Origin of the sequence: Leptospira montravelensis, from assembly GCF_004770045.1 — a bacterium.
Classification (GTDB): Bacteria; Spirochaetota; Leptospiria; order Leptospirales; family Leptospiraceae; genus Leptospira_A; species Leptospira_A montravelensis.
On sequence record NZ_RQFO01000014.1, the window covers coordinates 224,124 to 238,550 of the forward strand.

8 protein-coding genes are annotated in these 14,427 nt (G+C 35.1%); 2 read left to right on the plus strand and 6 right to left on the minus strand.

Features of this window, described 5'->3' with window-relative positions; all coding sequences use genetic code 11:
* The first annotated feature begins 71 nt into the window (after positions 1-71).
* Positions 72-2,012 carry a SpoIIE family protein phosphatase gene (locus EHQ31_RS10370; protein ID WP_244247338.1) on the plus strand — a complete coding sequence of 647 codons (1,941 nt, stop codon included), beginning with the start codon at positions 72-74 and terminating at the stop codon, positions 2,010-2,012.
* On the opposite strand, the gene EHQ31_RS10375 is transcribed toward EHQ31_RS10370, so the two are convergent.
* The 4 genes from EHQ31_RS10375 to EHQ31_RS10390 all read right to left on the minus strand — a co-directional run bounded on the left by EHQ31_RS10375 (position 2,005) and on the right by EHQ31_RS10390 (position 9,572).
* Positions 2,005-4,062 carry a response regulator gene (locus EHQ31_RS10375; protein WP_244247339.1) on the minus strand — a complete coding sequence of 686 codons (2,058 nt, stop codon included), beginning with the start codon at positions 4,060-4,062 and terminating at the stop codon, positions 2,005-2,007. The two genes, EHQ31_RS10370 and EHQ31_RS10375, sit on opposite strands and share 8 nt — an antisense overlap.
* A gap of 160 nt (positions 4,063-4,222) precedes the next feature.
* Positions 4,223-6,148, minus strand: coding sequence for a hybrid sensor histidine kinase/response regulator (locus tag EHQ31_RS10380; RefSeq protein WP_135574536.1), 1,926 nt, complete (start codon positions 6,146-6,148; stop codon positions 4,223-4,225).
* A 9-nt stretch (positions 6,149-6,157) separates the two neighbouring features.
* Positions 6,158-7,024 carry a patatin-like phospholipase family protein gene (locus EHQ31_RS10385; protein WP_135574538.1) on the minus strand — a complete coding sequence of 289 codons (867 nt, stop codon included), beginning with the start codon at positions 7,022-7,024 and terminating at the stop codon, positions 6,158-6,160.
* 37 nt (positions 7,025-7,061) lie between these two features.
* Entirely contained in the window at positions 7,062-9,572 is a 2,511-nt protein-coding gene (locus EHQ31_RS10390; RefSeq protein WP_135574540.1) for a cation-translocating P-type ATPase, read from the minus strand.
* Between the two features lie 54 nt (positions 9,573-9,626).
* Here EHQ31_RS10390 and EHQ31_RS10395 point away from each other — a divergent pair, with 54 nt between their 5' ends.
* On the plus strand, positions 9,627-10,970 hold the full coding sequence (locus tag EHQ31_RS10395) for a C69 family dipeptidase (protein ID WP_135574542.1): 1,344 nt from the start codon (positions 9,627-9,629) through the stop codon (positions 10,968-10,970).
* Here the strand turns inward: EHQ31_RS10395 and EHQ31_RS10400 are convergent.
* Together EHQ31_RS10400 and EHQ31_RS10405 are read right to left on the minus strand one after the other, a co-directional pair.
* The gene (locus tag EHQ31_RS10400) at positions 10,950-12,137 is read right to left on the minus strand and encodes a glycerate kinase type-2 family protein (RefSeq protein ID WP_135574544.1); all 1,188 of its coding nucleotides are present in this window, start codon (positions 12,135-12,137) and stop codon (positions 10,950-10,952) included. The two genes, EHQ31_RS10395 and EHQ31_RS10400, sit on opposite strands and share 21 nt — an antisense overlap.
* A gap of 3 nt (positions 12,138-12,140) precedes the next feature.
* Entirely contained in the window at positions 12,141-14,402 is a 2,262-nt protein-coding gene (locus EHQ31_RS10405) for an NAD(P)-binding domain-containing protein (RefSeq protein ID WP_135574546.1), read from the minus strand.
* Between the last annotated feature and the right edge of the window lie 25 nt (positions 14,403-14,427).

Consider the following 14,427-nt stretch of genomic DNA (forward strand, 5'->3'; position numbering starts at 1 on the left):
TTGAATTTTTGGTGGAACCTCGCCTGTGTTACAGAACCAGCCTGAGAGAAAACAGATCAAAAAAGAAAACAATGTTCTCTTTGAAATCTGCCCTAGGACTCCTCCTTCTTGGATTTGGTCTTTCTCTCCATTCTCCTCTCCAGGCCTTCCCTCTATCAATTGAAGAATCCAATAACTACCGAGACATTGGTAAATACTTTGAATATGTAATTGTTCCCGAAAGCGAGTCTAGTTTGGACAAAATTTTGAGAGAAGATACAATTTGGAGACCCAATCCCAAAGCTACTATCTCTTTTCCCCGAGTGAAAAATCCCTTATGGATTCGCATCACACTGATCCACTATGGAAACTTGCCCCATACATTTTTTTTACATTTCTCGAGCCCCGTAGTCGATGTCTTCGAACTACATTCCCAGGTAAAAGGGAAATGGGTCACACAAGTTTCCGGTGAACAAGTTCTCCAAAGAAACAAACCAATTTATTCCCATATCCCTGCATTTCCAATTACGCTTTCTCCTGATGAAACAAGAACAATCTATGTGAAAATAAACTCAGCAAATCCAATCTTTAACTTTGTTTCCATTTATAACTCGAGAAGTTTTATAGCCTTTTCTAAAAAACAAGATATATTCTTTGCTGCTTATTTTGGCGCAGGGTTTATGATGTTTTTGTTTAGTTTATTCCTAGCAAATACATTACGATATAGAAAGTTTTTCTATTACTTCTTCTACTTGGCGACTGTACTTTTGATCAATTTTTTTTCGACCGGGTTTATACAGTATGTAGAAATCGGAAATTCTCATACTTGGAAAAATTATCTTTTCCCAATTACTATTTATCTGACATCCGTATTTGGATTATTATTCACAATAGAATTTCTCGAAACAGATAAAAATTTTCCGAAAGCTACTAAACTAACAAGAGGATTTATTTTTCTGTTTATATCTTTAATTTTTTCAATGTTCTTTTTAGAATTAAGGAATTTCATTCAACTAGGAGTAACAATTGTTATCATTCCTATTTTGTTAGCCTTATCAATCTCTATGATGGCATTTTTCAAAAGTAAGAAAAAATTAGAGGTGATACTATTTTTATTCGCCTTTGGCTCCATTCTCATTGGTGCTGCTTTAAATTCATTAACGGTGCAAGGTCTTATTCGGCCAATGCATATATCCTCTTATTCCCTGCCATTAGGTTCTGCCGTAGAAGTATTTTTCTTATCAATGGCATTAGTTTTGAAAGTATCAGATTACAGAAAAGCTACGGAAGAAAAACAAGAAATTGATTTACAAATGAAAATCGCACAAAAATTGCAGAACGGTCTTCTTCCTCAAAAAAGAACTCATGCAAATGGATATGCTTTAGGATTTCGGTATTCACCTGCTTCGGATATAGGTGGAGACTTTGTACAAATCATTGTAAAGGAGAATGAAATTGGATTATTTTTATGTGATGTATCTGGTCATGGAATACCTGCGGCTATGATTGCTTCGATGGCGAAAGTTTCCTTACAATTTTGGGATGATTCTTTAGATAAACCTGCTTATGCAGCAGCAAGAATTCGGTTGTCCTTACTCAGTTCTCTTTCTGGTCATTTTTTAAGTGCCTTCTTTGTTTACATCAACCCAAAAGAAAAAATCCTGAAAATTGCAAATGCCGGACACCATCCAATGGTATATTTAGATCGAAAGGGAAATTTAGAACACATCACTAGTTCTGGAAGGGCAATTAATGAATACGTTGAATCACAAATCATCGAAAAAACACTTCCTCTTCCCGAATCAGGAACTTTAGTATTATATACAGATGGCGTAATAGAAGCAAGGAATGCCACAACTGGAGAACTTTTCGGTGAGGAAAGATTTTTCAATCTTCTACAAAATTTAAGAGACCAGACTCCTCAAACTATTTGCGATCAAGTAATCACTGAAGTAGAAAAATTTCAGAAATCAAAAAGATCCGATGACGATATTACAATATTAGCAATTTCTTTAGAAAAAGAATTTAAATAGATATCCAGTGAATTATTTTTTGCTGCAATTCATTTGGGTAAAACGGTTTAGAAATAAAATCGTTCATCCCGACTTTGTGGATTTTTTCCTGAGTTTCCAATTGTGCGGAAGCGGTTAAGGCAATAATCGGAATATTTGACCAAAGAGAATTTTCTCTAATGCGTTTTGTTGCGGTATAACCATCCATATTCGGCATATGTAAATCCATTAATATCAAATCAAACTTTTCATTGATTAATTTGCTTAATACCTCTTCTCCATTCGAGGCCTCAACACATTCAATGCCCCATCGTTTTAAAAACCGAATAACAATGGATCGGTTGATTTCAATATCATCGGCAATAAGGATTTTTTTTCCTATTAAACCAGATGAGTCTTTTGATAATTGATTTTTACTAACGGAACTTGTTTTGCCAATTTTACAAGGGAAAGTAAAAGAAAATTTGGACCCCTTACCTAATTCCGATTGTAATTCCAAGTTACCTTTCATTAGTTCCGCAAGACCTTTTGAAATGGCAAGGCCAAGCCCAGAACCACCATACCTTCTAGTTGTGTCTCCACTTGCTTGTGTGAATTTCTCAAAAACAAATTTAAGTTTGTCTTGGTTAATACCAATGCCAGTATCTTCCACCTCAAATCGTATGACAACTTCCTCAAGAGACTTTGAAACTAAATTAACACGCAGACTGATTTGACCTTCTTTTGTAAACTTTACAGCATTTGATAAAAGATTATTAAGCACCTGTAACAAACGTGTGGGATCAAAACAAATATATTCGGGCAAATTTGAATCAATCTCAGTCTTAAAGTTCAAAAGTTTTTCTTTTGCTTTCATCTCAAAAGAAGAAGAAACTGAACTAATAAATTCTTTTAGGCTAAAATCCACCTCCTCTATGATAATCATTCTTTCTTCAATTTTATTAAAATCTAAAATATCATTGATCAAGGTAAGAAGTGTTTCACTCGAAAACCGTAAGTTTTTCAAATAATCGATTTGTTCTGGTTTAGGATTATCTTCCATAAGCCAGAGTGATAAACCGATCACTGCATTTAATGGAGTCCTTAGTTCGTGGCTCATATTAGAAAGAAACTCCGACTTAGCTCGGTTAGCTTCCTCTGCCCGAATTCGCGAACCAATAAGTTCTCTTTCATATAAAACCATTTGGGAAATATCCAGACTAACAGAACGAGACCGGATCATCTCATTATTTTTTCCATAAATGGCAGTAGCAGATACATTTAAAAACAATGAGCTTCCGTCTTTACGGATCACTTCGAATCGCAAATTGTCAACTTGTCCCGTTTTCTTAAACAATGGAAATTGACTTTCAAAGGTATCCTTACTTTCCTTTGTTAAAAGATCTGACCACTTAATTTTTCCAAGTAATTCGTCTTCCGAATATCCGAGCCAATCTTGTTCTGTTTTATTAATTTTAACAAAATAACCATCCTTATCTAAACTATGAAATCCAACAGGTGAATTCTGATACAAATCGTCTATTTCAAACAGACGATCTTTTATTAAATCCTTCTCAAGTATGATTTGAGCATTTTTCTTTAATACAAAAATCATCCATACGATAAATATAGATAAAACAAAAAACAAACCACCGGATATCGTAATTAAACGAATTATGTATTTTCGACTATTTTCCTTTTCAAAGTTTTCCTTTTCCGATTTCTTTTTTAAAAGGGCTTGCACTTCATCACGAAAAATATCCATTCTTCTTTTGCTTTCGATAAATTCATTTAGTTGAGGCCGTTTGGAAGGATAGTTTTCAATAAAATTTTGAATCCACTCTAATTTTAATTGTTTAGCTCGAATAATTGATTTTAGTTCTGTCTGATATAACGGCTCACATTGGTTACTGAGGAATTTTTCCGCTGTAGACATTTGAACCAAAGATTTTCGGTATGGATCTAAAAAATTCGGGTCACCGCCAGTGAGTAGATAACCGCGAACACCTGTCTCTGCATCTTTCAAAAAAGATGCATAATCGTTTAATATGGAATTCCAATGAGTTTTCTTTTCAAAATTAATTCGGTCCATTCGACTTTCATATATTTGATAAAAGAAAAAAAAGGATGAGAAAAATAATAATCCCAGAAGTCCCCATAGGAATCCTAAATAAAAAGACTCGAAGTGCTTTCTCAGAAAGTATTTCATGGAACCGTTTTAAATAATATGTCAATATTTATTTGTCAATTGATTAAAGCATTGCCTTCCATGCAGGAAAATATAAATCAAACTCCGTTCCTATATCTAATTTAGAGTTTACGAGAATAGTTCCACCCATCTTTACCATGATTCCATAAATGATGGGTAAACCTAAACCCGTCCCCTTTCCACCTTTTGTTGTAAAAAAAGGATCAAAAATTTTCTCAATAATCTCGGGAGGTATTCCCGAACCATTATCAGCAAAACCTAACTTCCAGTATTCGGTATTTTTCATAAATCCAACATGAAGTAATTCCGATTTTTCATACAAAACCTTTGAAAGTGAAATAGTAATTTTAGGGTTTGGAGTATCTTGCAATGCAAAGACTGCATTTTCATATAAATTTGATAGAATCTGAAAAATTTGAATTGGATCTGCATTCACATAAGCAGCTTCATTTCCTAAATCGGTAAACAATGTGATTTGATTTGATGAAACACTTCTAACTTCTTTCAAAACCTGCAACAAATGTTCTCGTAAGTCCAATTGTTTAGAAATAGAATTATCAATTTTCGAATATGTTAATATCTGTTGGATTAAATTTTTGGCCCTATCCAAAGACTTGGAAATTCCTTCAATCGCAGGTAATGATTTTTGAATCGATTCGTTTGTTTCAGTTTTGGACCATTCAGAATTCAAATAGGAAACATAAGCCATCATAGGGGTGAGGAGATTATTAAAGTCATGTGCAATCCCACCAGCAAAAGTACCAAGTGCTTCTAATTTTTGGGATTGAGCGTAAGCACGCTCCAATACAATTTTCTCTGTAATATCTTTTGCTTCGAGTACAATGTATAAAATTTTTCCAGATGGATCTGTAAGAGAATAAAAATCACAATCAAAATATTTTTCTCTACCATCTAACAAACTATATCTAACAAACACTTCGAAACTTTGATTTTTTAATGCAAGTTTCATCCCATATGTTAATTTCTTTATTGATTCTTCATCTGAATTAGAAAAAATAGAACGTATTAATTCCAAACCCTGTATATCAGTTTCATCCCTTTCAAATGACAATACGGCCATACGATTCATACGAATCACGTGACCTTGTAAATCTAATAGAAAAATTGCTTGTGAAGAATTATTAAAAATTCCTTTAAATAACTGTTCGTTGAGCTGAATAGAATGTTCTAGTTCAGAAAGATCTGATATGTCGTGTATCGTTCCGAAAATACGAAACCTAGAATCCTCAAACCGTTCTGCTTCCAACCATAAATTGACTTTTTTTCTACCACTTTTAGTATTCAAAGTAACAATCATCTCTTTCGAATGATTGTCTTTTAAAAGGTCTTCCCATACTACTTTGATATGATCATATTCTGATTGGTCCAAAAGCGACCATACCTTCTCCATTAGTGGAATTTCTCCAAAATCAAATCCCAAAATTCGATATAACTCTAAAGACCATAAAGTGTTTTTTTCTGGGAAAATCACTTCGAAGTGACCGAGATGAGAAATCTTCTGCGATCGAGTTAATAATTCTTCGCCATGTACCAACATATCCCAAGCTTTTTTTTGAGAAACTTTCAATCGGTAGGCTTCCAACTCACGATTCACAACAAACGGAAGTTTGATGATAGAGGATTTTGGTAAAAATTCTGAAGCTCCCAAATTAAGAAATTCGGAGGCTGAATCTTCAGGAAGAAACTCTGTGACTAAAATTACAGGTAAGTCAGGATTAATTTCTTTAACTCTAGTGATAACATAACGCCCATCAAAATCGGGAAGGTAAAAGTCTGATATGACGATATCCCAAGATTCATCAGACATTTTTTGTTCAAACTCCGCTTTCCATTCTGCCCTTTCTGGAAAAATAGAAAAACCAAAATTTTGAAGTACTGAAACAATCGCTTTGTAAGAGGCAAGTGAATCTTCAACAATCAAAACATTAAGTTTTTTTTGAATGTCCATAGGATTTTACTACTGATTTAAAAAACCAAAGATTGGTAATTCTAAATTTCCCAAAATTTCTGCCTTATGTCGATACGCAGTCCCTCGCCCTTCCGCAAGGGCAAACTTCCCTTTCGAAAAATCATTGGGAGATAAATAAGGTGTATTTGTTTCTAATCGAATTAGTTTTTTACCTTTTTCCCTGGCTAACAAAGATTTTAAATCTTCTGATTCTGTTTCAATAATTTGGACAGAAGCATCTAACGCTCGTTTCATAGTATTTTTACTAAGTGGTCTATGATTGTTAATCTGGTGGATCACAATTCTATCAATACTAGGGTCTAAAATTAGTTCTTTGATTGGTTCACCATCACCAATGCCACCATCCAAAAACTCCTGCCCTTGGAATTCTTGCACTTCATATAGAAAAGGAAATGCAATAGATGCCATCACTGCATCCAGAACGTTCCCTTCGGTAATTAATTCTCTTTTGTTTTTAGAAAGATTTGATACAGCAATACCTAGTTTAATTGGCAAGTCAGAGAACTTCTTATTTCCAAGATAAGGATATAAAATTTCACGAGTGGCTTTACCGGTTAACACCCCACTATAGCCATTTAACCCTTTTTTAAATAAACGGCCAAGCATCGTCAAAGAATTGCCTTCCCAAAAATCCTTTTTTTTAAGTCCCAAAACAAGTGATTCAAAATCTACCATCTCACGTCCCGTGGCATATAAAGCACCGATCATAGCACCGGAACTGGAACCTGTAACGATAGCAGGCTTAAATCCAATTTCTTGTAACCCACGCACAAAACCAGTGTGCGCAAAAAATCCAAAAAAGGCAGATTTTAAACAGAGGGCAGAATACTTTTTAGGGAAGAAAAGTTCAATCATAAGCTTTTGCTAAGTTTAGCTACCTGTGATTACTATGTCAGCTACGAAGTAACCTGGAAACCAAAACTTTTGTCATATCGTAAAACAAAACTCCGACAAATGCAACTAGTATCGCTGAAGAAAACTGAAGAAAATTAAGTGGAACAAATCGGAACATTGTATTCATCCCTGGCAGATACATAGACAATACAAGAACTGCTATAGTGCCTGAAAAGACATAACGAATGATTTGATTGGGAATTCGCATCCTACTCCACATTGACTCATGTAAAGACCTATTTGCGAGGATTAAGAATAAATTCGAAAATACTAATGTAACAAATGTAGCAGTGCTTACGACTTTCGGAGACGAATCCCCTTTCAGGTATAATTCTGTGATCCAATATGAAGACACGACCGACAACAAAGAAAACGCACCTTGAATCAAAGAGTTAATGAACAATTCTCGATCTAACAGAGGTTCCGTTGTTTCTCTTGGTTTCCTCTTCATAAGATCAGACTCGGCAGATTCTCGTTCGAATACAATCGTACAAGTAGGGTCAATTACCATTTCCATAAATACGATATGAATTGCCGATAAAACGATGATTGGCCAATCAAAGATGATTGGGAAAAAAGTAATACCAACAATTGGAATATGAACACCTATTAAATAACCTAAAGCCTTTTTTAAGTTATCAAAAATCTGCCTTCCAATTCTGACTGACTCTAATATGGAAGAAAACGAATCGTCTAACAATACAATATCTGCCGCTTCACGTGCTACATCTGTCCCACGTTCCCCCATAGCAACACCAATGTTAGCTGTGCGTAATGCCGGTGCGTCATTTACACCGTCTCCAGTCATAGCAACAATTTCCCCATCCGCTTTCAACATTCGAACGATGCGCCATTTATCTTCTGGGCTGACTCGTGAAAATATATTACATTTACGAATGACTTTCTGCATTTCTTCGTCGCTAAGATTGGAAAATTCTTTTCCTGTATATACAAAGTGGGAATCTTTTAGACCTATTTGATCAGCAATGTTTTTTGCAGTTTCTGGATAGTCTCCAGTAATCATAATTACGCGAATACCAGATTCGTAAGCAGTTTTTACGGCTAATGGTACTATCTCTCGAATTGGATCCAAAAACGCAAGTAGGCCATAGAAAGCATACTCAACTTGTTTTCTTTCGTCCGGAATTTCTTTTGTTGGGGATTTGGATTTGGCAACACCAAGCACACGAAACCCTTTTTTAGCCAATTCATTTGTTTTCTCTGTCCATAATTCCAATTCAGAACCTGTAAAATTACATAAGTCAAAAATTGCTTCTGGAGAACCCTTGGCATAACAAAAATAAACATCAGCTTCCTTTAGAACTCGAACCATTGTTAAGTGATCTGGAGACAAGGGAAAATCTCTTACGGATAACAATGCGGAATCTTCATTTTGTTCTAATAGAGTCCAACAATCAGAAATTGCAATATCCATTGGATCAAAACTTGGATGTTTGGAAGCGCAATATGCTATATGTAGTAATTCCTTTATTTCATCGGATATTTTTACAGTGGGACTTAACTCCGTTGTTTCAATAGGAGTTACGACAAAACCAACTTTCATTTTATTCTGTGTAATGGTTCCAGTTTTATCAGAACAAAGAACCGTGGCTGCACCTAAAGTTTCGATAATAGAAGACCTACGAACTAAAACATTTTTTGTGCTCAATCGAAATGCACCTAATGCAAAGAAAATTGTTAATACTAAAGGGAGTTCTTCTGGCATCAAACCAATAGCCAATGTAAGTCCTGAAAGTAGTCCTTGTAACCACTGACTTCGGGCAATTCCAAAATAAAGTGCAAGAATCACACACAATGAGGCCGCAACAATAAATAAATTTCGAACTAAACGTGCGACTTCTATTTCAAGTAAGGTTCTCCCTACAGCCTCATCCGCAATTTTTCTACCGATTTTACCAATTTCAGTATGGTTTCCAACTGCTTTAACACGACAAACACCCTCTCCACTAACAACTAACGAACCACAAAATACTGAATTCGATTGAGATTTTGTAACAGGTACTGATTCTCCTGTCAGTAAAGATTCATCACAAGAAAACAATCGATCGGATATAAGTTCTGCGTCAGCAGGAACCCTATCCCCTTCATTAAGGATTAGTAAATCATCAAAAACCACATCCTTACCTTCAATACGGAGGATTTGTCTGTCACGGATCACATTGGTTCTTGGACTTGCAAGAGAACGTAAAGCTGATATAGCCGTTTCTGTTTTTTTTTCTTGGATAAAAGTGATAGTGATAATTCCAATAACAGAACCTAACAATAAAAGAGCTTCTCCTTGATCCCCTAAAAGTAAATATACTATACTTATGGAAATGAGAAGCAAAATCATCGGCTCCATTACCACACCCAGTAACATCTGAAAGATTCCCTTTTTTTGGGAAGAGCTGATTTCATTGGCACCATATTTTATACGGTTTTTCCTAACCTGTTCTTGGGTTAAGCCCATGAGGATGTATTCTGAGATTTGTTTGGGTACTGAAGGCATATTCTTATTTGATTTGGTCTTGTATTTTAAAAGAATTCAGTTTAACATTCTAGAATGTGCGATACATCCCTTGCCACTGAAAAATTTACTAAGACTCAAAAAAGAATCTTTGCCAAAAACTCGGATCGCGAACCAAACGAAGCACAGTCCATAGTTCATCTTCCACGTTTAGAGTATAAAAAAGGTTCTTTGTTACGTACTACTTATATAGAAATTCCACAAGCACCCGTCACTTATGAAGTTTTTTTAAGTAAACCCTTCCATATGTGGGGTGCAGAAATGGGTGTAAATGAATTTGGGCTTTGTATAGGAAATGAAGCAGTATTTACCAATGTAAAAATACCAAAAAAAAATAACGGCTTAACAGGAATGGATTTAATTCGATTGGCATTGGAAAGATGTAAATCGGCCAAAGACGGCTTATTTCTGATCACTGAACTCTTAGAATCTTATGGTCAAGATGCTTGCGGTGGATATGAAAATAAAACTTTTTATTACCACAATAGTTTCATCATTGCTGACCGCACTGAAGGTTATGTTTTAGAAACAGCAGATAAATACTGGGTAGCCAAAAAAATAGATTCGTTTTATGCCATATCCAATGGACTTACGATAGGATCAGACTTTGAATATTCTTCTCCAAACCTAATTGAGAAATTAAAGAAAACTAATAAAGAATTTTCATTCAAAGAACATTTTAGTGATCATTTTTACACTTATATGAGCCACTGCAAAGACAGAAGAAAATTAAATGAAAAAACGGCTGATAGTTTGGAAAAAGAAACAGAAAGTTATACAGTTGAACAATCAATAGAAACACTAAAAACACATACGATTGAACCTGATGAATTCGAACCGTCTTCTTCTTCGATGAAGTCCCTTTGTTTACATGCTACAGGTCCGATTACCCCAAACCAAACCAACGGAAGTTTAATCGTAGAATGGGATACATCTGAAACTAACCAGGACCCTCTTAGAATATTTTATACAGGAACTTCGACACCTTGCCTGAGTCTGTTTAAACCATTTTATTTTGGGACAAAAAATTTCATTGGATCTTCAAGTCTAAACTCTCAATCCGCATATTCTGAAACCTTATGGTGGTTACACGAATCAATTGCAAGAAAATCAAATTTTGATTACCAAGCGGTTAGATCAATTTTAGTTCCAACTTTAATTGGATTACAAGAATCAGTTATTAATATCTCAAAAGAATTCCTTTCACCTCAGAAAAAAGAAGAAGTACAATGGCGTTTCTTGAAAGACCATGTCAATATACTAAAGAAAGTTGATGAAGAGTTAATACAGGCAAAAATCGGAAGAAGCCGTTGGCAAAATCCACTATTCCAAATTTACTGGTCGGGACAAAATCGAAAACTAAAGATTCCTTTCTGCTAACAAAAGGACCAAAAGATCATTTACATTGGTTCCTGTAGCTCCCGTGAATAATAGAGAGTTTGTATCTTTTAAAATGGGATAGGAATTAGAAACATTTAGTTCTTTTTCCACATCCCAACCATTTCTTCTCATTTGTTTCAAAGTTTCTGGTCCAACAATTCCACCAGCTGCATCCGTTGGTCCATCTGTGCCGTCAGTTCCACTAGACAAAAACAACCAATCACGATCAATTTCTATAGATTCTGATAGGATGGCCATACGAAGTGCTGTCTCCTGATTTCTACCTCCCTTGCCATTCCCATAAACAGGACAAACCAATTCACCACCTAGTAAAATGGCTTGTTTATGTTGGTTTCCTTTGGCCAATACAACTTCAACTAACATAGATTTAGCGGTTTCTTCACTTGTTAGGTCCCAAGAATCAGAGAGAATTTTCACTTCATAACCTAAACTTACTGCCTTTTTTTTCATTGCGGCTAAAGAAACAGATAAATTTCCCATTACATAATACTCGCTACCTGGATAAGTTGGTCCAGACGCAATCACCGCAGGATCATCACCTAACACATCTGAAATGGCAAAAGTATATACTTTTAAATTCGGATTTAAGTGCTTTAGAAGTTTTCCTGCTTTTACTGCAGAATACTTTTTTCTTTCTGCGTTGATTTCATGGATACTAAGACCCTTCTTCAGTAAATTTTCATTCATTTGAATTATATCATACAAATCAAATCCATCTTCTGGTATTTCAAAAAGACTAGACCCGCCACCCGATAACAAAATGATCAATTGGTGACTTTCATCTAAATCCTGTAGTTCTGTAAAAACTTCCTTGGAATACAATTCCGTATTAATATCTGGAACGGGATGAGCGGCTTCCCTACATTTCCAAACTCCCAGTTGCCCCTTGGATTTGATTTCGTTAGGAAGGTATTCGTATTTCGTTAGAATAAAACCTGAGTCCACAGGAAAAGTTTCCTGAAAAGACAATGCCATTTCATAGGCAGCTTTTCCCAAAGCAAAAACGTAAGTTTTTTTTCTTGAATTGCGTATCTCTTCATTTAATTTCGAGTGTTTATTCCAAAAATCTAATGAAAGAAATTTTGGTGTTGCCGCTCGCACACCTTCCCAAAAAAGACCTTCAATATCATCTCTTAAAGAGTTCAAAAATTATTTCCGCAATTTTGCCTGAAACAAATCATAACGAATCCCAGTAGAATTGATGGAACCAAATTCCAATACTTCTGTAGGACAAAGGGATACACAAGCAGAACATCTTACACATTGCACACTATCCATTGGAATTCCTCTACTTGCATATCCCATTACATCGATTCCTTGATGGCAATTTTTTGTACAAATATTGCAAGATATACATTTCTTCTTTTCAGCAAAGATACGGAATTTACTGAACTTTACATAAATATGCATAAGTGAAGCCAAAGGACAAAACATTCTGCACCAGATCCTTCCCGAAAAAAGGAAATAGAATCCCACACCAACAACACCTGCAAGGCCAATATCTACGACAATATCATAAATCCATTTCACAGAATCAGCAATCGACTCACTTAAAGCCAAATTGGGATTTACAATCTTACCATACACTCCAACTAACTTTAACAATGTAAGTATAAATGCTAATAATAGAATGTATTGTCCCGAATGCTCTAACCGGTAGGCCCATTTCCCATGTGGCATTTTTTGTCTATGTTCATCTCCCAATGTTTCCGCAAGGCCACCACAAGAACATATCCAACCGCAATAAGCCCCTTTTCCATAACGATAAACTAATAAAGGAATAAACCCAAAACTAAACAATACACCATAACCTAACCAAAAGTTGGTGATACCGCCATCATATAAAACACCCATACTAAGAGGCCATGCCAATATAAATCCATATGCTTTCCAGTATGCATCATTCGGAAAAATTTCTGTTCGAATATAACCTTCCGGACTCCCTAAATAACCCTTATCACCTAGTTCAGGTAAAATCAATTCAGGCAATAAAAACAGAAAGAAAACTTGTATGAAGATTAAACTAAGAGTTTGGTAAAATATATATTCAGTTTTACGAACAAAAATTCTTCGAATTCCAAAAACCAAAATAGTTAAAGAGTATAACATGGTATAATGGAACGAAGGATATTTTCCCATAAAGGGTTGATTCCAGTATGTGGCAGCAAGATAAACAAATAGAAAATACGAAAACGCAAAAAGTAGATAACTATTCCTGATAAAAACCCAAGGATAAAATTTTCCAAACCCATGTTTAAATTTCAAAAATACAAATAGAGATAACGAAAGAATTGATAAACCACCAAAAAAAGTAGCTAATGGTGAGAACCATCCCGGTCCATAAAAAGATGCTTTCCCAAAATACGCAAGAGTTGCAAAAGAAAATAACGAGGTAAATCCCACCCAATCAGAAAATGATTTTTCATTTTGAATTTTAATTCCGATTTTTTTTAAAAAAGGAATTGGTGGTGTTGTACCAGTTAAAATATAAATCAAATCCGATTTGATTTTTAATGCGGAAGAAGGAGTTTTCACAAAAACATTTGATTCGGAAATATCTGAAACTTCAGATTCTAATAAAAGTTTTACTTTTCCGGCCTGAACTAACAGCTCTAAACTTTTTAAATTTTCTTCCTTGGGCCTTCGAAGGTCTTTCCCTCTGTGGATTAAATTTACCTCTTTTGCATATCTTACACATGCGATAGCAGCTTCAACGGCAGAATCTCCACCTCCAACGATGACTATAGATTTATCCTTTGTATCATATGGATCAAAGAGTCGGTAAAAAACAGATGAAGATGTTTCGCCCTTCACTCCTAAACGTTTTGGATCCCCTGATTTTCCAATGGCAATAACTACCGAACTTGTAAGGTAGGAATCCCCTGATTCTGTTTTTACAATATAAAGAGAACCTTCCCTATGAATGGAAGAAACTCGTTTTCCAACTACCAATTCGATAGGCTCATTTTTTAATAATAGATTTAGATATTCTAATAGATCTTCTTTTGTTGAATCTTGGATATTTAACTTGGATAATGATTTTATACCTTTCGGTTCTGCAAAAATTGGCTTTTTATTAGGATAACTTAGTATCGTTTGGAAAGGAAGGTTTGCTTCTAGGACGATATACTTTTTTCCCAATCTACTGGCTTCATAAGCACAAGACAAACCGGCAGGTCCAGAACCAATAATGACAGCATCTAAACAATCGACTTTATTTTCTCGAATGTGTTTCCAAACATTAACCCCACTTTCCGCAGCCAATTTTAAAAGAGGAACACCCGTTAGATCCCCGATGATAAATACATTGGGGAGATTGGTCTCATAAGTTTCAGATATTTCAGGATAAATTTCCACAGGTCCTGTAGGAACAGACTTGGTTAACCAACGAAAATAGGAAGATGGCCACATACTTAAAGATTGGACTCAAACTTTT

Coding starts and splice junctions, on each gene's coding strand:
- EHQ31_RS10370 (WP_244247338.1), top strand. CDS start 72: ATGTTCTCTTTGAAATCTGCCCTAGGACTCCTCCTTCTTGGATTTGGT.
- EHQ31_RS10375 (WP_244247339.1), bottom strand. CDS start 4,062: ATGGACCGAATTAATTTTGAAAAGAAAACTCATTGGAATTCCATATTA.
- EHQ31_RS10380 (WP_135574536.1), bottom strand. CDS start 6,148: ATGGACATTCAAAAAAAACTTAATGTTTTGATTGTTGAAGATTCACTT.
- EHQ31_RS10385 (WP_135574538.1), bottom strand. CDS start 7,024: ATGATTGAACTTTTCTTCCCTAAAAAGTATTCTGCCCTCTGTTTAAAA.
- EHQ31_RS10390 (WP_135574540.1), bottom strand. CDS start 9,572: ATGCCTTCAGTACCCAAACAAATCTCAGAATACATCCTCATGGGCTTA.
- EHQ31_RS10395 (WP_135574542.1), top strand. CDS start 9,627: ATGTGCGATACATCCCTTGCCACTGAAAAATTTACTAAGACTCAAAAA.
- EHQ31_RS10405 (WP_135574546.1), bottom strand. CDS start 14,402: ATGTGGCCATCTTCCTATTTTCGTTGGTTAACCAAGTCTGTTCCTACA.